General features: G+C 69.4%; 18 protein-coding genes. 10 read left to right on the forward strand and 8 right to left on the reverse strand.

Annotated elements, in window-relative coordinates; translation table 11 throughout:
- Positions 1 to 4 precede the first annotated feature (4 nt).
- From ACWESM_RS33355 to ACWESM_RS33365, 3 genes are all read left to right on the forward strand, one after another.
- Positions 5 to 205: a hypothetical protein gene (locus tag ACWESM_RS33355; RefSeq protein WP_355079659.1), complete on the forward strand. Its 201-nt coding sequence runs from the start codon at positions 5 to 7 to the stop codon at positions 203 to 205.
- Between the two features lie 270 nt (positions 206 to 475).
- Positions 476 to 3,610 carry an isoleucine--tRNA ligase gene (ileS, locus tag ACWESM_RS33360; RefSeq protein WP_397281731.1) on the forward strand — a complete coding sequence of 1,045 codons (3,135 nt, stop codon included), beginning with the start codon at positions 476 to 478 and terminating at the stop codon, positions 3,608 to 3,610.
- Between the two features lie 548 nt (positions 3,611 to 4,158).
- The gene (locus ACWESM_RS33365) at positions 4,159 to 4,704 is read left to right on the forward strand and encodes an NlpC/P60 family protein (RefSeq protein WP_355079663.1); all 546 of its coding nucleotides are present in this window, start codon (positions 4,159 to 4,161) and stop codon (positions 4,702 to 4,704) included.
- A 227-nt stretch (positions 4,705 to 4,931) separates the two neighbouring features.
- Here ACWESM_RS33365 and ACWESM_RS33370 read toward each other — a convergent pair whose 3' ends face one another.
- Positions 4,932 to 5,819 carry a UTP--glucose-1-phosphate uridylyltransferase gene (locus ACWESM_RS33370; RefSeq protein WP_355079665.1) on the reverse strand — a complete coding sequence of 296 codons (888 nt, stop codon included), beginning with the start codon at positions 5,817 to 5,819 and terminating at the stop codon, positions 4,932 to 4,934.
- 352 nt (positions 5,820 to 6,171) lie between these two features.
- Here ACWESM_RS33370 and ACWESM_RS33375 point away from each other — a divergent pair, with 352 nt between their 5' ends.
- Positions 6,172 to 7,548 carry a DNA polymerase IV gene (locus ACWESM_RS33375; protein ID WP_355079703.1) on the forward strand — a complete coding sequence of 459 codons (1,377 nt, stop codon included), beginning with the start codon at positions 6,172 to 6,174 and terminating at the stop codon, positions 7,546 to 7,548.
- Between the two features lie 194 nt (positions 7,549 to 7,742).
- Positions 7,743 to 8,243: a hypothetical protein gene (locus ACWESM_RS33380; protein WP_355079667.1), complete on the forward strand. Its 501-nt coding sequence runs from the start codon at positions 7,743 to 7,745 to the stop codon at positions 8,241 to 8,243.
- An 88-nt stretch (positions 8,244 to 8,331) separates the two neighbouring features.
- Here ACWESM_RS33380 and ACWESM_RS33385 read toward each other — a convergent pair whose 3' ends face one another.
- Together ACWESM_RS33385 and rarD are read right to left on the reverse strand one after the other, a co-directional pair.
- Positions 8,332 to 8,838 (reverse strand): PaaI family thioesterase, encoded by a 507-nt coding sequence (locus ACWESM_RS33385; protein ID WP_355079669.1) that lies wholly within the window; start codon positions 8,836 to 8,838, stop codon positions 8,332 to 8,334.
- 98 nt (positions 8,839 to 8,936) lie between these two features.
- On the reverse strand, positions 8,937 to 9,881 hold the full coding sequence (gene rarD, locus ACWESM_RS33390; RefSeq protein ID WP_397282352.1) for an EamA family transporter RarD: 945 nt from the start codon (positions 9,879 to 9,881) through the stop codon (positions 8,937 to 8,939).
- Between the two features lie 32 nt (positions 9,882 to 9,913).
- Here rarD and ACWESM_RS33395 point away from each other — a divergent pair, with 32 nt between their 5' ends.
- Entirely contained in the window at positions 9,914 to 12,337 is a 2,424-nt protein-coding gene (locus ACWESM_RS33395) for an HAD-IC family P-type ATPase (protein WP_355079673.1), read from the forward strand.
- 81 nt (positions 12,338 to 12,418) lie between these two features.
- The gene (locus ACWESM_RS33400) at positions 12,419 to 13,237 is read left to right on the forward strand and encodes a PhzF family phenazine biosynthesis protein (RefSeq protein ID WP_355079675.1); all 819 of its coding nucleotides are present in this window, start codon (positions 12,419 to 12,421) and stop codon (positions 13,235 to 13,237) included.
- 10 nt (positions 13,238 to 13,247) lie between these two features.
- Here ACWESM_RS33400 and ACWESM_RS33405 read toward each other — a convergent pair whose 3' ends face one another.
- From ACWESM_RS33405 to lspA, 3 genes are read right to left on the reverse strand one after another with little or no spacing between them, the layout of a single operon-like run.
- Positions 13,248 to 13,913 (reverse strand): hypothetical protein, encoded by a 666-nt coding sequence (locus tag ACWESM_RS33405; RefSeq protein ID WP_452495157.1) that lies wholly within the window; start codon positions 13,911 to 13,913, stop codon positions 13,248 to 13,250.
- Positions 13,906 to 14,832, reverse strand: a complete 927-nt coding sequence (locus ACWESM_RS33410; RefSeq protein ID WP_355079679.1) for an RluA family pseudouridine synthase — start codon at positions 14,830 to 14,832, stop codon at positions 13,906 to 13,908. The genes ACWESM_RS33405 and ACWESM_RS33410 overlap by 8 nt, the downstream gene beginning before the upstream one ends.
- On the reverse strand, positions 14,829 to 15,425 hold the full coding sequence (gene lspA, locus ACWESM_RS33415) for a signal peptidase II (protein ID WP_397282347.1): 597 nt from the start codon (positions 15,423 to 15,425) through the stop codon (positions 14,829 to 14,831). The genes ACWESM_RS33410 and lspA overlap by 4 nt, the downstream gene beginning before the upstream one ends.
- Positions 15,426 to 15,635: 210 nt before the next feature.
- Between lspA and ACWESM_RS33420 the strand changes: the two genes are divergently transcribed.
- The 3 genes from ACWESM_RS33420 to ACWESM_RS33430 all read left to right on the forward strand — a co-directional run bounded on the left by ACWESM_RS33420 (position 15,636) and on the right by ACWESM_RS33430 (position 17,793).
- Positions 15,636 to 16,526: a hypothetical protein gene (locus tag ACWESM_RS33420; protein WP_379253122.1), complete on the forward strand. Its 891-nt coding sequence runs from the start codon at positions 15,636 to 15,638 to the stop codon at positions 16,524 to 16,526.
- On the forward strand, positions 16,523 to 17,242 hold the full coding sequence (locus tag ACWESM_RS33425; protein WP_452495159.1) for a hypothetical protein: 720 nt from the start codon (positions 16,523 to 16,525) through the stop codon (positions 17,240 to 17,242). Before ACWESM_RS33420 ends, ACWESM_RS33425 begins: the two co-directional genes overlap by 4 nt.
- 83 nt (positions 17,243 to 17,325) lie before the next feature.
- The gene (locus ACWESM_RS33430; protein ID WP_355079683.1) at positions 17,326 to 17,793 is read left to right on the forward strand and encodes a VOC family protein; all 468 of its coding nucleotides are present in this window, start codon (positions 17,326 to 17,328) and stop codon (positions 17,791 to 17,793) included.
- Between the two features lie 15 nt (positions 17,794 to 17,808).
- Here ACWESM_RS33430 and ACWESM_RS33435 read toward each other — a convergent pair whose 3' ends face one another.
- Together ACWESM_RS33435 and ACWESM_RS33440 are read right to left on the reverse strand one after the other, a co-directional pair.
- Positions 17,809 to 18,261 (reverse strand): QcrA and Rieske domain-containing protein, encoded by a 453-nt coding sequence (locus tag ACWESM_RS33435; RefSeq protein WP_364437109.1) that lies wholly within the window; start codon positions 18,259 to 18,261, stop codon positions 17,809 to 17,811.
- Positions 18,262 to 18,434: 173 nt separating this feature from the next.
- On the reverse strand, positions 18,435 to 18,701 hold a 267-nt coding region (locus ACWESM_RS33440; RefSeq protein WP_452495161.1), incomplete at its 5' end, for an AMP-binding enzyme.

Raw genomic sequence — 18,701 nt, forward strand, 5'->3', positions numbered from 1 at the left:
CACCATGCTCGTCTTGACACTCGTCCTTGCCGCGATCGGCTTCGCCCTGCTCGTGGCCGCGCTCACCACCGGATCGGTGATCTGGGCGTGGGGCTGCATCGTGGTGTGCGTCATCGGCGCGATGCTCTTGTTGGTGAGTGCTTTGTCCATGCGGAGTCCGGATAGTGATTCCCCGCCGCCTCCTGGTCGTCATGCCAAACGCTGACCTGCCTCACAAAGTGAGTTGACCGCTCGGGCTAGAATCAAACATGAATACGGCGTCGATCCGGCCATCACCGGGGAGCCTTCGGAAGAACGGCGGCACGGCCTGCGGGCCGGGCGCTCAGTAGAACCGAACGGGTGAGCCCGTCACAGCTCGCGAATGAGAGGTCCGGTGTCGCCACGCCGGACAAGCGGGGTGGTACCGCGGTTTCGGCGCACCGGGCGCCGTCATCGTCCCCGTGCCAACGACTCGGCACGAGGAGACGTATCCGCAATGGCGGACCAGACTTCCAGCAACAGCGCGTACCCGCGCGTCGACCTGAGCGTCGGCAGCGGGGCGTCGTTCCCCGAGATGGAGCGCCGCGTGCTCGACGCGTGGGCGGCCGCCGACACCTTCCGCGCGAGCATCGAAAACCGTTCCGGCGCAGCCGAATTCGTCTTCTATGACGGGCCGCCCTTTGCCAACGGTCTGCCGCATTACGGACATTTGCTCACCGGATACGTCAAAGACCTCGTCCCGCGTTTCCAGACGATGCGCGGCAAGCGGGTCGACCGGCGATTCGGCTGGGACTGTCACGGATTGCCCGCGGAAATCGAAGCCGAAAAGCAGCTCGGTATCACGGACAAATCACAGATCGACGCGATGGGGCTCGCGGAATTCAACGCGGCCTGCAAAACATCGGTGCTGCGCTACACCGGGGAATGGCGCGACTACGTGACGCGCCAGGCTCGCTGGGTCGACTTCGACAACGACTACAAGACGCTGGACACCGACTTCATGGAGTCGGTGATGTGGGCGTTCAAATCGCTGTACGACAAAGGGCTGATCTATCAGGGCTTTCGGGTGCTGCCCTACAGCTGGTACGAGCAGACGCCGTTGTCGAATCAGGAAACCCGCCTCGACGACGCCTACAAGATGCGCCAGGACCCGGCGGTCACCGTCGACATGGCGTTGCGCGTGCCCGCGGAGCATCCGCTGCACGAACTCGACGGCGCCAACGCGCTGATCTGGACCACGACGCCGTGGACGCTGCCGTCCAACTTGGCGATAGCGGTGCATCCCGACGTTCGCTACGTGCACCTGCGCGCGGCCGACGGCAAACGCTATGTGCTCGCGGCCGAACGGGTTTCGCACTACGCGCGGGAGTTCGGCGCGGAGCCGGAGGTGCTCGCCGAGTTCGATGGCGCCGCGCTGGCGGATTTGTCCTACGCGCCGCCGTTCGACTTCTTCCTCGGCCATCCCCACGCCCACCGCGTGCTCACCGCCGACTACGTGACCACCGACTCCGGCACCGGCATAGTGCATCTCGCACCCGCCTTCGGTGAGGAGGACATGGACGTCGCCTCCGCGCACGGCATCGAGCTGGTGCAGCCGCTGGACCCGGGCGGCAGGTTCACCTCGATGGTTCCGCCGTACGAGGGCCTGATGGTGTTCGACGCGAATCCGGTGATCATCAAGGACCTCAAGGCCGCGGGAAAGCTGTTGCGGCACGAGACGATCGAGCACTCCTACCCGCACAGCTGGCGCTCCGGACAGCCGCTGATCTACATGGCCGTGCCGTCCTGGTTCGTGGCGGTCACCAAGTTCCGCGATCGCATGGTGGAGCTGAACAAACAGATCACCTGGGTGCCCGAGCACATCCGCGACGGCCAGTTCGGCAAGTGGCTGGAAGGCGCGCGCGACTGGAACATCAGCCGCAATCGATACTGGGGCAGCCCGATCCCCGTGTGGGTGTCCGACGATCCGGCCTACCCGCGCGTCGACGTGTACGGCTCGCTGGACGAGCTGGAGCGCGACTTCGGGGTGCGCCCGGCCGATCTGCACCGCCCGATGATCGACGAGCTCACCCGGCCGAATCCCGATGACCCGACGGGCCGCTCGACCATGCGCCGGGTGCCGGAGGTGCTGGACTGCTGGTTCGAGTCCGGCTCGATGCCGTATGCCCAGGTGCACTATCCGTTCGAGAACAAGGAGTGGTTCGACAGCCACTTCCCGGGCGATTTCATCGTCGAGTACAACGGCCAGACCCGCGGCTGGTTCTACACGCTGCACGTGCTGGCGACGGCTCTGTTCGACAGCCCGGCGTTCAAGACCGTCGCGGCGCACGGCATCGTGCTCGGCGACGACGGCCTGAAGATGAGCAAGTCCAAGGGCAATTACCCGGACGTCAACGAGGTGTTCGACCGGGACGGCTCGGACGCGATGCGCTGGTTCCTGATGAGTTCGCCGATCCTGCGCGGCGGCAATCTCATCGTCACCGAGCGCGGCATCCGCGAGGGCGTGAGTCACGCGCTGCGACCGCTGTGGAACGCGTGGACGTTCCTGCAGCTGTACGCCTCGAAGCCCGGTGTGTGGCGCACGGATTCGCCGCACGTGCTGGATCGATACATCCTGGCGAAGCTGGCGCGCACCAGGGACGTGATCACCGAGGCGCTGGAGACCTACGACATCGCGGGCGCCTGCGATGAGCTGCGCTCGTTCGCCGACGCGCTGACCAACTGGTACGTGCGGCGCTCCCGCTCGCGGTTCTGGAGCGAGGACCGCGACGCGGTGGACACCCTGCACACGGTGCTCGAGGTGGTCACCCGGCTGGCCGCGCCGCTGCTGCCGCTGATCACCGAGGTGATCTGGCGCGGCTTGACCGGCGGTGAGTCGGTGCACCTGGCCGACTGGCCGAAGGAGGGCGAGCTGCCGGACGATCCGGAGCTGGTCGCCGCCATGGACGAGGTGCGCCTGGTGTGCTCGACGGTGCTGAGCCTGCGCAAGGCGCAGAACCTGCGGGTGCGGCTGCCGCTGGCCGAGGTCACCATCGCCGCGGCCGACGCCGAGCGGCTGGCGCCGTTCGCCGACATCGTCGCCGACGAGGTCAACGTCAAGAAGGTCGATCTGACCACCGACGTGGACGCGCACGGCCGGTTCGAGCTGGTGGTCAACGCCCGCGCCGCGGGGCCGCGGCTGGGCAAGGACGTGCAGGCGGTCATCAAGGCGGTGAAGGCCGGTGACTGGGCCGAGGACGCCGACGGCACGGTCCGGGCGGCCGGCATCGCCCTGCTGCCGGAGGAGTACACCCAGCGTCTCGTGGCGGCCGAGCCCGAGTCGACCGCGGCGCTGCCCGGGAACGCGGGTCTCGTGGTGCTGAATTCGGTGGTCACCGAGGAGCTGGAGGCCGAGGGCTGGGCGCGGGACCTGATCCGCGACCTTCAGGAGACCAGGAAGTCCGCCGGGCTGGACGTCTCCGACCGCATCACCGTGGTCCTGGACGTTCCGGCGGACCGGGCCGCGTGGGCCGAGACGCACCGTGACCTGATCGCGGGGGAGATCCTCGCCACCACGCTGACCTTCGGCGACGCCGGAGCGGAGGCCGCCGATCTGGTCGGCGGAGTGCGGGCGCAGATCGCCAAGGCCTGAGCGCCGGGTTTCGAGCCGGGGCGGGACCGAAAGGTCCCGCCCCGGTTGCTGTTCGAGCGGTCTTGGTGCCGTTTGTTCCGAGCCGATCGGTGGCAGCGATCCGAGCCTGCCGGAATCGGTCCGCTCGATGTTCTCGGCGGGGCCGGACAGGTCCGGGCGCGGTCTGTTCGGTCGCCGATGCCCCGGGTCGCTCACCTGGCGCCCGCGTACCGCACGCGACCGGCCGGCAACACGATGGCAGGGTTTTCCGATCTCAAACCTGGCATTCACGGCGAGTCTGGTGATTTAGATCACATGCTGAGAATTTGCTGATTCCCGACAATTCGCCGATATCCCAGGCACAATCTGCGGTGTCGCTGCTGTTACCCAGGTGATCTCCGGGGCTGCAGTTTCTCTTTTCAGTGTGTCCTACTTGGAATTTGGCCGTGCTGGGAATGTGACCGGCGCGGGTGGCCGCGGCTCCGCATCGGAGGCCGCTGCTGATGCCATGTATTAGCCAGGCTGCCGATCGGCGGCCAGTCAACCGCGCCCATGGAAGGGGCGAGCACGTGCCGAGAAAATCGTTGCACCGCATCGCACTCGGATTCCTGCTCTCGATCATCACGATCCTCCTGTTCGCCGGACCCGCCTGGGCCGACACCGGCAGCGCCTCCGGCAGCGGGCCGGGCAGCGCGTCGTTCGGCTCGGCGGGTAGCGGCAGTTCCTCGTCCGGCAGCGCCAGCGGCTCGGCCGACCTGCCGATACCCAGTGTGTTCGGCGTCGGCGCGCTGGCCGCGGCGACGACGCAGATCGGCAAGCCGTACGAATGGGGTGGGACCGGCCCCGACAGCTGGGACTGCTCGGGCCTCGTGCAGTGGGCGTACCGTCAGGTCGGCGTGAGTCTTCCGCGGACCACTTGGCAGCAGGCGAAGGTGGGCGCGCCCGTCCCGCGGGGCTCGCTGTCGCTCGGCGACGTGATCGTGCTGAACAGCGATGGCTCGCACGTCGGTATCTATGCCGGAAACGGCCGGGTGCTCAACGCGTACGGTCAGGGCGTGCCGGTCGGCTTCACTCCGCTGGACGAATTCGACATCTACGCCATCCGTCGCTTCTGAGCGCGGCTACTCCGGCGCAGAAACGGCCCCGACCCGCGAATTCGGGTCGGGGCCGTGGCGAATCGGCCGCGGGCGTCACATGCACCCCAGCCCGCCGGTAGGAACCGAATGGGCGGCGTGGACCGGGACCGGTGCGCCGACACCGGAAGCCGCCCTCGTCACCCTCCGGTGTCAGGCGCGCCGCCGCATTCCGGTGTGCGGGAGCCGCGATACGGCCCGGACGTGCGCTAGTCGCCGAGCCCGTCGGCGAGGGTGCGCAGCAGCGGTCCGTACTGCTGATGGGCCAGCGCCGAGGCGAATTGCGCCACCAAATAGTCGGCCGGGTTGCCGGTGTCGTACCACCGGCCGCGGATCACCTGGCCGAAGACCGGACTGTTCGCCGCGTGCACGTTGATCGCGTCGGTGAGGTACACCTCGCCGGTGCGGTGTTCGTACCACTCTTCGGTCTGCCTGCGCAGCTCGTCGATGATGCCGGGGGTGACGACATAGCCGCCGATCGCGGCGAAGGACGACGGCGCGTCCTTCGGCTTCGGCTTCTCGCGCAGGCCGGTGATGCGCAGCAGGCCGTTGCCGTGGTCGTCGGCGACCACCGGCACGCCGTAGCGCTGCGACTCGGCGGGATCCATCGGCATCAGCGCGAGGACGGGGGCTCCGGTGGCCTCGTAGGCGTCGATGAGCTGCTGAGCTCGGGGCACCTCGGCGACGAACACGTCGTCCGGCCACAGCACCAGCATGGGCTCGTCGCCGAGGTTGCGGGCGGCGTTGAGCACCGGGGTGCCGTTGCCGTACGGCCCGTGCTGGTCGAGGTAGGTGATGTGGCCGAGCCGGGACAGCTCGCCGACCTCCTCGACGGCATCGGCGAACGCGGTCTTGCCGTCCGCGCGCAGCTGGGCGACCAGCGCGGGATTGGGTCGGAAATGGTCCTGGATCAGTGATTTTCCGCTGCTGACCACGATGGTGATGTCGGTGATGCCCGAAGCGACCAGCTCGCGGACCGTGTGCTCGATCACCGGCTTGTCGCCGACCGGCAGCATCTCCTTGGGGATGGCCTTGGTCAGCGGAAGCAGCCGGGAGCCGATACCGGCGGCCGGGATGACGGCCTTGCGGATATTCATGGGTCCGATCATCACATATCGGACCGTGGGTCAGGCCCCGTCCCCACGGCACGTCGGCGGTTATTTCGAGACCGCCCGGTACTTGTTCCGGCACGGAAAAGCGCAGATCAAAGCCGTCGCGACCGGGCCGGACGGTCCCCGGGGCGCGAGACGGAGGCGGCCCCGATACCGGCAGGTAACCGGCAGCTAGCGCACAGCCACCTGACAGCGTCACCGCCTGCTCCGCACTGTCGGTGGACGGGCGTACATTGCAGCCGTGCGTACCGAGAAGCCGAGCGTCGAGTGCCCGGTCGCGCCCTCGACCGGGGTCGGGACCACCCGCGCCGAAAGCTCGGTGGGTCGGCGGGCACCGGTGCTCGCCGACGCGGACAGCGCCGCTCGTCGCTGGGTTCTGCACATCGACATGGACGCGTTCTTCGCCTCGGTCGAGCAGCTGACCCGGCCGACGCTGCGGGGCAGGCCGGTGCTGGTCGGCGGGACCGGCGGGCGCGGCGTCGTCGCCGGAGCCAGTTACGAGGCGCGCGTGTTCGGCGCCCGGTCGGCGATGCCGATGCATCAGGCGCGCCGGTTGGTCGGCGTCACGGCGGTGGTGGTGCCGCCGCGCGGCGCCGTCTACGGCGTGGTCAGCGGGCAGGTCTTCGACGCGTTGCGCAGCCGGATCCCGGTGCTGGAGACGCTGTCGTTCGACGAGGCGTTCGGCGAACCGGCCGAGCTGGCCGGCGCGACGGTCGCCCAGGTGCACGCGTTCTGCGCGGACTTGCGCGCGGTGGTGCGGGAACGGACCGGGTTGACCGCCTCGGTGGGCGCGGGCACCGGAAAGCAGCTGGCCAAGATCGCCTCCGGCTTGGCCAAACCCGATGGGATCCGGGTGATCTCGCCGGTCGAGCAGCCGCGACTGCTGGCAGGTCTGCCGGTGCGCAAGCTGTGGGGGATCGGCCCGGTCGCGGAGAGCCGGTTGCGCTCGTTGGGCATCGAGACCGTGGGCGCCTTCGCCGCGCTGCCGGAGTCGGAGGCGATGTCGATTCTCGGCGGCAGCGTCGGCGCCGCGCTGCACCGACTGGCGCGCGGCATCGATGACCGTCCGGTCGCCGAACGCACCGAGGCGAAGCAGATCAGCGCCGAGACAACCTACGAAACCGACATCGTCAGCCTGGAGCAACTGCGTCCGGCCATCGAGGACATGGCCGTCGCGGCGCACCGGCGCCTGACCGGTGACGGGCGCGCCGCGCGCACGGTGGTGCTCAAATTGAAGAAGTCGGATATGAGCATCGTCACCCGCTCCTACACCCTGCCCTACGCCACCGAGGATTTGGCCACTCTCGCCGCCGCCGCGCAGCGTTCGGCGCTCGATCCGCGGGAGCTGGGCCCGATCCGCCTCGTCGGCGTCGGCTACGGCGGCCTGTCGACCGTCCGTCAGGAATCGCTGTTCCCCGAACTGGATCGCGGCCCGGTCCCCGAGATCGCCGCGGTCGAAACGGAATCCGAACCGGCGCACGCCCCCGAACTCGGCGATGCCGCGCACACCGCGCCGGTCCTACCGGTCGCCCTCTGGCGTCCCGGCATGGACGTATCGCATCCCGAGCACGGTCACGGCTGGGTGCAGGGCGCCGGGCTCGGCGTGGTGACCGTCCGCTTCGAAACCCGTTCCACCGGTCCGGGTCCCGCGCGCACCTTCGCCGCCGACGATGCCGCCCTCACCCGTGCCGATCCGCTGGGCAGTCTGCTCTGACGGCCGGGGCCCGAGGCTCGACATCGCCGGGCCGGACGCGTACGTTCGCTGCCGACGACCATCGCCGGTCCGATGTGGATCCGGGTGCCGCCACCCGGGGCCGGTAGCCTGGGACCTCGTGCAGCGCCGCCGGTTCGGGGGCGGCTGCCATGGTGGAACACGACACGGACCTCTCGAACGCAAAGGACGAGCAGTTGAAGCTTCGTAAGACTGGACGCATCGCGATCGCCGGACTGGCCATCGTCGCCGCGCTTGGCCTGACCGCCTGTGGTGGCGACGACAAGGACAGCAAGCCCGCCGCCAAGACGTCGACCAGCGCCAAGGCGTCGGCGACCGCGAGCGCGAACCTGCCGCCGGTCCCGACCCCCGCGGAGCTGAACACCGCCCTGGCCCGTGCGCTCGACCCGTCGGTGCCCGCCTCCGAGAAGCTGGACAACGTCCAGGGCGCCGAGGCCGATCCGACGCTGCCGGACCGCTTGTCGCAGGCCGCGGCCGGCGCCGACGTGAAGATCGTGGTTACCGACGTCACCTCCTTCGGCGACAGCGTGAACGCGAAGGCCAAGTTCATCCTCAACGGCCAGGAGAACATCGTCGACGTGCCGTTCGTCGCCGACAACGGCAAGTGGAAGATCCAGAAGACCTGGGCCTGCACCATGCTGACCAACCTCGGTCAGCAGTCGGCGGCCTGCAGCTGAGTTCACCCGACGGGCCGGTCGTCGCGCTTCGCGGCGCCCGGCCCGTCGTCGCGTGAAATGCTCTGCCGCATTTTGTAGTACGCGCAGGTCAGAGCATGCGCAGAATCGCGTACATCGAGGTGGCGTGCGCGTACAGTTCGCCGTCTTCGGCGCCGACCAGGCGGGCCTCGGCGCTGGCCGTGGTGGTGCCGACGTGGATCGCGGTGCCCTCGCAGCGCAGCGTGCGCGTGTCGCTGCGCACGGCACGATGGATGTCTATGCCGATCTTGACCGAGGTGGAGCGCGTGCCGCCGGCCAACTGCGTCAGTACCGCCGAGCCGAGGGCCGCTTCGAGCACCGTCGCCACGAAGCCGCCGTACACCCCGCCCGCCGGGTCGAGCAGTTGGTCACCCGGCTCGCCCTCGAAAACCACGGTCCCATCGCCGACCTGGGCCAGCCGGAAACCCAGCGCGCTCAGAATCGGTGCGCCCGGGAATCGTCCGTCGAGCGTTCCCTGCAAGATCTCCCGTCCGGTCATACCGAGCGGGTCGGGTGTCTTCTCAGCCGGTGGCCGCCCCGCGTCGGTGCGGGCGCGAAGGGGTCTGGGCGCGGTCATACATCGACGCTACGGAGAAGGCGAAGCCCGCAGAAGTGTCGGATCCGACACCTTCGCGACCAATTCCGACGAACTCGAGTCGCCGGAAAGCGGGAAGCTCACGGTGTGGACCGTGTTTCGCTCGCTTGGGAGCCGGATTCGCTGGTGACAGGGCGCGATGTGCGCCGCGCGCGACGGGTTCGTAGCAGGGCGTCGGTGGTGAATATCACCAGCGCCGCCCAGATGAGGGCGAAACCGGCCCAACGGGAGGCGGGCATCGGCTCGTGCGCGACCGCGACGCCCCAGGCCATCTGGAGTGCGGGGGTGAGGTATTGCAGCAGGCCCATGGTGGACAACGCGACGCGCTGGGCCGCGACGGCGAACAGCAGTAGCGGAACCAGGGTGACCGGTCCGGTGGCCACCATCAGGGCGGTATGCGCGGGGGCGGAGGCGAATTCGCTGTGCCCGGCGAGCGCGAGCGCGATCGCGAACGCCAGCGCGAAGGGTGCGGCGACGACGCCCTCGGCGGCGATGCCGCGCAGCGCGTCCAGCGGGATCACCTTCTTCACCAAGCCGTAGGTGGCGAAAGAGCAGGCCAGGGCCAAGGCGATGATCGGTGGTCTGCCGTAGTCGACCGTGAGCACGGCCACCGCGGCCGCGCCGAGCCCGAGGGCGGCCCATTGGGCGCCGGTCAGCCGCTCACGAAAGAGCACCACACCGAACGCGACGGTGACCAGAGGGTTGATGAAATACCCGAGCGCGCACTCCACGACGTGGCCCGAGGTGACCCCATAGACGTACACGCCCCAGTTGAGCGCGATCGCGGCGGAGGCCACGGCCGCCAGCCGCCAGACTCGGCCGTCGATGCCGCGCAGTTCGCGGATCCGGCCGCTGACGGCGAGCACCGCGAGCACGACCACCAGCGTCCAGACGATCCGCTGCGCCACCACTTCACCCGGACTGGCGAACGCCAGCAGCCCGAAGAACGCGGGGAAAAGTCCCCACAAGAAGTACGCGCTCGCTCCGAACGCTACACCGGGGATGGACCTGCTTCGCCGCACGATGACGAACGTAGTTGTCCCGTAGCCTTGCGGTCATGTCGATTACCGTGCAGGCATCGGGCGCGACCGGGCTCACCGCGACCGAGGTCGAGCAACGTCGTCACGACGGACTGACCAACGACGTCCCGGATCGCGCGAGCCGATCGGTTCGCGACATCGTGCGCGCGAACGTCTTCACCAGGATCAACGCCATCCTCGGCGTCCTGTTCGTGCTGGTGCTGGCCACCGGATCGATCATCGACGGCATGTTCGGCCTGCTGATCGTCGCCAACAGCGCGGTCGGCATCATCCAGGAGATCCGCGCCAAGCGCACCCTGGACCAGCTGGCCATCGTCAGCCAGGCCAAGCCGACCGTCCGCCGGGACGGCAGGGCCGTCGAGATCGCGCCGCGCGAGGTGGTGCTCGACGACGTGATCGAGCTCGGTCCCGGCGACCAGATCGTGGTGGACGGCACGGTAGAGGAGTCCGCGCAGCTCGAGGTGGACGAGTCGTTGCTCACCGGCGAGGCGGACTCGATCGAGAAGGCGGTCGGCGCCACGGTGATGTCGGGTAGTTATGTGGTGTCCGGGTCCGGCGCCTACCGCGCCACCAAGGTCGGCCGGGACGCCTACGCGGCGCGGCTGGCCGAGGAGGCGAGCAAGTTCACGCTGGTGCACTCCGAACTGCGCAGCGGTATCGACAAGATCCTGAAGTTCATCACCTACCTGCTGATTCCCGCCGGACTGCTGAGCATCTACAACCAGCTGGTCTCCAGCAAGGAGTCGTGGCGGCCCGCGCTCACCGGCATGGTGGCCGCGCTGGTGCCGATGGTGCCCGAGGGGCTGGTGCTGATGACGTCGATCGCGTTCGCGGTCGGCGTGGTGCGGCTGGGCAGGCGCCAGTGCCTGGTGCAGGAGTTGCCCGCGATCGAGGGGCTGGCCCGCGTCGACGTGGTCTGCGCGGACAAGACCGGCACGCTGACCGAGAACGGCATGCGGCTGTCGGACCTGAAGACGCTGGACACCTTCGACGACACCGAGGTACGCACCGCGCTGGCCGCGCTCGCGGCCGACGACCCGCGCCCGAACGCGAGCGTGCAGGCGATCGCCGAGGCTCTGCCGGACGGTCCCGGCTGGCAGCGCACCGCCGTCGCGCCGTTCTCCTCCGCCAAGAAGTGGAGCGGTTGCTCCTACGGCGAGCACGGCGACTGGCTGCTCGGCGCGCCGGACGTGCTGCTCGACCCGGGATCCGCGGACGCGCGGGTCGCGGAGGAACTCGGCGCATCCGGCCTACGCGTGCTGTTGCTGGCGCGCGGCGACCGTCCGGTGGACGCCGCGGACGCCCCGGGGGGCGTGCGGCCCGCCGCCTTGGTCGTGCTGGAGCAGAAGGTCCGGCCCGATGCGCGCGACACACTCGATTACTTCGCCAGCCAGAGCGTCTCGATCAAGGTCATCTCCGGCGACAACGCGGTGTCGGTCGGCGCGGTGGCCTCCTCGCTCGATCTGCCGGGCGGTGACCACCCGATCGACGCGCGGGAATTGCCGGAGGACGGCGACGAATTGGCCGCCGTGCTGGACGGCAACACCACCTTCGGCCGGGTACGTCCGGATCAGAAGCGCGCCATGGTGTCGGCGTTGCAGTCGCGCGGGCACACGGTGGCCATGACCGGCGACGGTGTGAACGACGTGCTCGCCTTGAAGGATTCGGACATCGGCGTGGCGATGGGCTCGGGCAGTCCGGCGACCAGGGCGGTGGCGCAAATCGTGCTGCTGGACAACAAGTTCGCCACGCTGCCGTACGTGGTCGGCGAGGGACGCCGGGTGATCGGCAACATCGAGCGGGTCTCGAATCTGTTCCTCACCAAGACCGTGTATTCCGTGCTGCTCGCCTTCCTGGTCGGCATGGCCGGCATCGGCTCGCAGATCTTCGACTACGAGCCCATCGGCTACCCGTTCCTGCCGCGCCACGTCACGATCGCGGCCTGGTTCACCATCGGCATTCCGGCGTTCATCCTTTCGCTCGCGCCCAACAACGAGCGTGCCCGCACGGGTTTCGTGGGGCGCGTCATGCGGTTGGCCATCCCCTCGGGCGTGGTGATCGGCGCGGCCACCTTCGTCTCGTACCTGATCGCCTACGCCGGGCCGCACGCCACCGAGGAGCAGAAGGTGCAGGCGGGCACCACGGCGCTCATCACATTGATCATGATCGCGGTGTGGGTGCTCGCCATCGTCGCGCGGCCGTACGTGTGGTGGAAGGTGATGCTGATCGCGGTGTCGGTGGCGGCGTACGTGTTCCTGTTCACCGTTCCGTTCACCCGCGAGTTCTTCAAACTCGACCCCTCCAACCTCGCGCTCACCGGTGCGGCGGTGGTCTGCGGCGTGGTCGGGATCGTGCTCGTCGAGGCGGCCTGGTGGGTGAGCGCGGCGCTGCGCGGCGAGAAGCCGCAACTGCTGCCCAGCTCGCCCGGCGGAGCCGACTGACAGACTGGACGCCTGACTCGCCGCGCCACGAGAAGCCTTGTGCGAAGCGGCCATTCAGACTTGGAGTACCTTCTGGAGATTATGGAGGTACTGCTGCACCAGATCGACGCGTTCGCCGACGCACCGTTCTCGGGCAACCCGGCCGCGGTGATGCCGCTCCCGTCGTGGCTGCCGGATGCGTTGCTGCAACAGCTGGCCGAGGAGAACAACCTCGCCGAGACCGCGTTCTATACCTCACGGTTACCTCCAGAGGCGGGCGTGCCGCCGGGTGAGTGGCCCGCCTTCCACCTCCGGTGGTTCACCCCGAGGGTGGAGGTCGCGCTCTGCGGGCACGCCACTCTCGCCAGCGCCGCGCAGATCCTGGCCGACATGCACCCCGGTGAGGACCGGGTGAGCTTCTACACGCGCAGCGGCTGGCTGCACGTCGACCGCACCGACGACGACGAGTTCGTCCTCGATCTGCCTGCCGTGCCGAGCATTCCGGTGCAGCCCGATCCGGCGCTCGTCGCGGCGCTCGGTGTGCGTCCGGTGGGCGCGTATTCCGGCACCGACGAGGTGATCGTCGTGGCGACCGAACAGGAGGTGCGCGATGCCGCGCCCGTGCTGGCGGCGTTCCCCGCGCTGCCGCGCGCCGCGATCGTCACCGCGCCCGGCGATTCGGTCGACTTCGTCTCCCGGGTCTTCGCCCCGGCCGTGGGCGTCCCGGAGGACCCGGTGACCGGGTCCGCGCACGCGCAGCTGGTTCCGCTGTGGAGCGAGCGGCTCGGCCGCACCGAACTGCACGCCAGGCAGCTGTCCCGCCGCGGCGGAAGCTTGCGCTGCGAACTGACCGGCGACCGCGTGCTGTTGTTCGGACGGTGCCGCCGCTACCTCGACGGCGTCGTCACCCTGCCGGACTAGCTCCGGCCGCTCACGGCTCCGGAACCGGTCCGTCGTCGGGGCCGGGCGCGACGACGTCGCGGTAGTCGGGCAGCAGCGGGGCCACCGCGAAGCTTCCCGCCACCGCGTCGGCGGGCAAAGCCTGGACCGCGCGGACATCGTTGTGCCCGGACAGGTTTCGCAGTCGCGCCGGGGTGTCACGCACGACGAGCCCGACGACACAGCCGCAGCCGCTCCGCAGTCGTGCGGCCGAGAACGCGACCACGCGGGCGGAGCGGTCATCGACGGGGCGGGGAAGCAGCCAGGCCGCGTACGACGCCGAATCCGCCGCCGCCTGAACGCCTTCCGGTACCGGCACGGCCACCAGCGGCGTCTGCACGCCGGGCGCGGGCACCCGGTAGAGCACCTGCGCGATCCGCAATCCGCCGCTGTGCTGCGGAATCTCGCCGGGCACCAAGGGTTCGACGAACGACACCAGCGCCCAACGCGGTTCGTCGCCGCCCGTGTCCAGCGAGTCACGAGACCGGGCGAGGTAGTCCGCGACCTGCTCACCCTGGTCGGGCCCGAGCCGGTCGGTGGACACCGGGGCGCGGTACGGCGGTTGCAGCGCGCCGAGCGCGAAGACGAGTGCGATCAGCGCGACGGCCGCCGCGCCGAGCAAGATCCCGCGCCAGGGCGGCACCCGGCGGTCAGGCATCGCGCAGGACGTCCAGCGCGTGCTTCAGGTCGTCCGGGTATTCGCTGGTGATCTCCAGGTAGCGGCCGTCGGCGGGGTGCTGGAACCCCAGCGACCGAGCGTGCAGCCACTGCCGTTGCAGCCCGAGCCGCTCGGCCAGCCGCGGGTCGGCGCCGTAGGTGAGATCACCGCAGCACGGGTGGCGGATCGCGGAGAAATGCACGCGGATCTGATGGGTGCGGCCGGTCTCCAGGTGGATGTCGAGGAGGCTGGCCGAATGGAACGCCTCGACCGTGTCGTAGTGCGTGACGCTGGGACGGCCGTCTGCGGTGACGGCGAACTTCCAGTCGTTGCCGCGGGCCCGCCCGATCGGGGCGTCGATGGTGCCGCTGCTGGGGTCCGGATGCCCCTGCACCAAGGCGTGATACCGCTTGTCGACGGTGCGCTGCTTGAACGCGCGCTTGAGCACCGTGTACGCGTGCTCGGACTGTGCGACCACCATCACGCCGGAGGTGCCGACGTCCAGGCGGTGCACGATGCCCTGCCGCTCGTGGGCGCCGGAGGTGGAGATGCGGTATCCGGCGGCGGCGAGTCCGCCGACGACGGTCGGGCCGCTCCAGCCGACGCCGGTGTGCGCGGCCACGCCGACCGGCTTGTCGACCGCGACGATGTCGTCGTCGGCGTAGAGGATCTTCATGCCTTCCACCGGTTCGGCCTCGATGGTCAGCTCCCGCTTCGGCTCCGGGAAGATCACCTCCAGCCAGGCTCCCGCGGTGAGCCGGTCGGATTTGCCCGCGGCGACGCCGTCGAGCTGCACCGAACCCTCCTCGGCCAGCGTGGCCACCGCGGTGCGGGACAGGCCGAGCAGACGGGACAGGCCCGCGTCGACGCGCATGCCGTCGAGCCCGTCGGGGACGGGCATGGTCCTGGTCTCCCTCATGCCGCGCTGCCCTCGCTCGCGCCCGTCTTGCCGTGGCCCACCCGGGTGCCGTTCGGTTCGAAGCCGAACACGGTGAGCACGACCAGCAGGATCGCGCCGCACACGATGGCCGAGTCCGCGACGTTGAACACCGGCCACCAGCCGATCGCGACGAAATCCACCACGTGCCCCTGCAGCGGGCCGGGCGCGCGGAACAGCCGGTCGCCCAGATTGCCGACCGCGCCGCCGAGCACCATGCCCAGTCCGATCGCCCACCACAGCGAACGCATGGTGCGGCCGATGCGCACCACGCCGATGACGACGGCGGCGGCGACCAGGGTCAGCAGCCAGGTCATGCCGGTGGCCATGGAGAACGCGGCGCCGGGATTGCGCACCAGGCTCAGGCGCGCGAAGTCGCCGATGATCGGTACCGGATCGCCCGGCGTCAGCTTCGCCACCGCGAGGGTCTTGGTGAGCAGATCCAGGCCGAGCACGACCGCGGCGAGGACGAGTAGCGTACGCAGCCGCTGCGGCGGAGCCGGCTCGGTCGTCGGGTCGGCGGTGTTCGCTGGGTTTTCCTCGGGCGGCCGGTCGTCACTCACACCGACCATCATCTCTCGAGCGGAATCGAGTCCGGTGCGCGCGTCCGATTGCCCCGGCCCGCGCCCGCGGCGTTCGCGTGCCACGCCGATCGGTTCGCGGTCGAATGTCCCAGCTGACACTCAGGAATCGGTCGTACCCTGTTGCTCGTGACGGTGTTGTCTTCCCCCCGCCTGGCCCGAAGCGCGAGCCTAGCCCGGAGCGCGCGCTCGGGTGTGCTGCTCATGGTGCTCGCGCTCGGGCTCTCGGCATTCGGGGTCGGTTGCGGCGACGGCGCCGAGTCGAGCGGTGAGGCCGACGGAACGGAGCCGCTCGGCATCGGCAAGGAAGTGACCGTGCCGATTCCGGCCGCGGTGACCACGGTCGAATCGGCCGGTGCGGAGCCCCGATCGATGCTGCGGCCGGAGTATCCGGCGGGCACCGTGCAGCGGGTCACGCTGTACACCGCCCATCACATCCAGCAGCAGATCGATGGGCAGCCCAAGCCCGACTTCTCCACCCCGGCGCTGACCATTCCCATGACCGCGGAGACCACCGTGGAGGGCATCGATCTCACCCTTGGCTCGGTCACCTCGCCCGATCCCACGCTGGCCAAAGCGCTCACCAAGATCGGCGGCTCGCACGCGGGCTTCGACCTCAGCGATCTGGGCGCGATCACCGCACTGCGGCTCGAGCCGGCGCCCGACGCGTCCAACACCGCGCGCGCCGCGCTGGAGCAGGCGTTCTACCAGGCCGTCTACCGTTCGATCGCGTTTCCCGACCAGCCCGTCGGCGAGGGCGCGGTCTGGACGGTGCGCCAGGAGGTCAGCGGCGGCGTCCTGCTCGACCAGGTGACCACCGCGACGCTGAGCAAACGCGACGGTGACCGGCTCACCATCGAGCTGCACGTCACCCAGAAGCCGAAGTCGCCGGTGTGGAACCTGCCGAACAACGCGGGCACGCTGGACATCGACGACTACGTCATGCAGGGAGCGGGCACCATCACGGTGGATCTCGGCTTGCCGCTGCCGGTGGCCGGGTCGATCACCGTCGGCGGGCACCAGGCCTACCGCGATCCGCACAGCGACAGCACGCTGCAGCAGGCGATCGAGACGCAGGTGTCGTGGACCGAATGATCCGTGCGTGCGGACTGCTGGCCGCGGTCGCGCCCCTCGTCGTCGCCACCGGATGCGGCTCGGGGGACCACGCCGCACCAGGACAGCCCGAGCTTCCCACGCTCGGATCCGTCGTGGCCGCGGCCCCGGTGACCACCGCCCCCGAGACCGATTCCACTCGGCTGCGCGGGCTGTTGCTCGCCGACAGCGATCTGCCCGCCGGTTTCACCGCGCTCGCGCCGCCCGCCGACACCGGCGGAGGCGCTGCCGGCGCCTCGCCGACGAATCCGGCCGAATGCGTGAAAGTGCTCGCGCCGCTCGGTGCGCAACGCTCCGGCGCGCTAGCGCGGGCGTCCACGCAGTACACCGGGCCGAATTTCTCCAGCATCGATATAGACGCGGCCAGTTATCCACCGGACGCGGTCGCGGCCGCTTTCTCGGAAGTGCAGGAAATCCTGCGTCGCTGCGCGCACTATGCCGGGGCCGACGGCTCCGACATTCCGATGGACTACCGCGTCGGCGGGCTCGTCCAGCCGCCCGCGGGCGATGCCTCCGCGCCCTTCCAAGTGCGCACTACCAGTGACGACCTGACCCTCCGCTCGTCCGTCGCGATCGTTCAGGTGGGGAGCACGTTGGTGCAGGTCGCGGTGACCGCGCCGGAGGCGGTGGACCCGGGTGTGCTCAGCGCGCTGACCGCGGCCCAGGTGCGCAGGCTGCAGGGCGTCGCCGGACCGTGATTTCCTGCGATCCGGCCGAATCGCGCCTGTCGCCGGAATAGGCTCGGCATGATCCGACACAACGCCTCGACCGGAGGTTCCCCATGTCTGATGTCAAACCCGTTCCCGATGGATATCCGGTGGTGTCGCCCGGGCTCGCGGTCGACGGCGCCGCGGCGGCGATCGATTTCTACAAGAACATTTTCGGTGCGACCGAGCGTATGCGGATGCCCGGTCCGGACGGCAGAATCGCGCATTGTGAGCTGATGTTCGGCAATTCCGTCGTCATGCTCGGCGATTCGGCGCCCGATATGGACTTCCTCGACCCGAAGACGGTCGGCGGCACCCCCGTCAACCTGTATGTGTACGTCGAGGACGCCGACGCCGCTTTCGCCGCCGCGTTGTCCGCGGGCGCCAGGGAACTCACGCCCATGACCGATCAGTTCTACGGCGATCGCAGTGGCGCCTTCGAGGATCCGTGGGGACACCGATGGACGGTGGCCACCCACGTGGAGGATGTGCCGCCCGACGAGATGGACCGCCGGATGGCCGAGCGGTTCGGCGGTTCCTGATCCCGGCGGATCTGCTCATTCGGCGACGACCGAATCCCCGTTGACCCGGATGCCTTTCGGGGCGAGTGGTTTGCTCGCCGGGCCGTGGGCCACCGAACCGTCCAGCGCGAACTTGCTGCCGTGGCAGGCACAGTTGATGGTGCCGCCGGACACCGTCGCGACCTTGCATCCCGCGTGCGTGCACACCGAGGAGAGCCCGACGAAGGTGCCCGCGCTGGGCTGGGTCACCACGGTGTCGCCCACGATCACGCCGCCGCCGACGGGAATGTCGGCCGTCTTGGCGAGCGCGTTCGCGGGACTGTTCGCATCGACGGGCCGGTCTGCCTGCGCTGCGGTGGCGTCATGCGGCGCGGGAGCGTCGTCGCCCTTGCCATGGGCGGTGCAGGCGGTGACCGCCGCCGCGGCGGCGACGCCCGCACCGGCGACGACCACACTGCGGCGGGTGCGGAGTTGTTCGTGGAATGTCATGTCGGTCGGATCTCCCTCGAAGGCGCGGCCGGCCTTGCGCCGGTTTCCGCTTCGCCTTGTTCACGGAGATAGTGATCAGGCGGTTCAATCGACGATCCGATTCGATTCGTATGACAGAGCGGCGGACCCGGACCCCCTCATCTGTTTGTGGCCGGGTCCGCCGTTCTTTGTGGTTACCCGCGGGCGATCGATTCGAACACCTTCGGGTCGACGAGGGTGGAGGTGTCGCCGAGTTCGCGTCCTTCGGCGACGTCGCGCAGGAGTCGGCGCATGATTTTGCCGCTGCGGGTTTTGGGGAGTTCGGGGACGATGTGGATTTCGCGTGGTTTGGCGATGGGGCTGATCTCGCGGGCGACTTCGGTTTTGAGGTCGTCGATGAGGGTGTCGGTGGGTTGGGCTTCGGCGGTGAGGATGACGAAGGCGACGATGCCTTGTCCGGT

Source organism: Nocardia sp. NPDC003999, assembly GCF_053604885.1.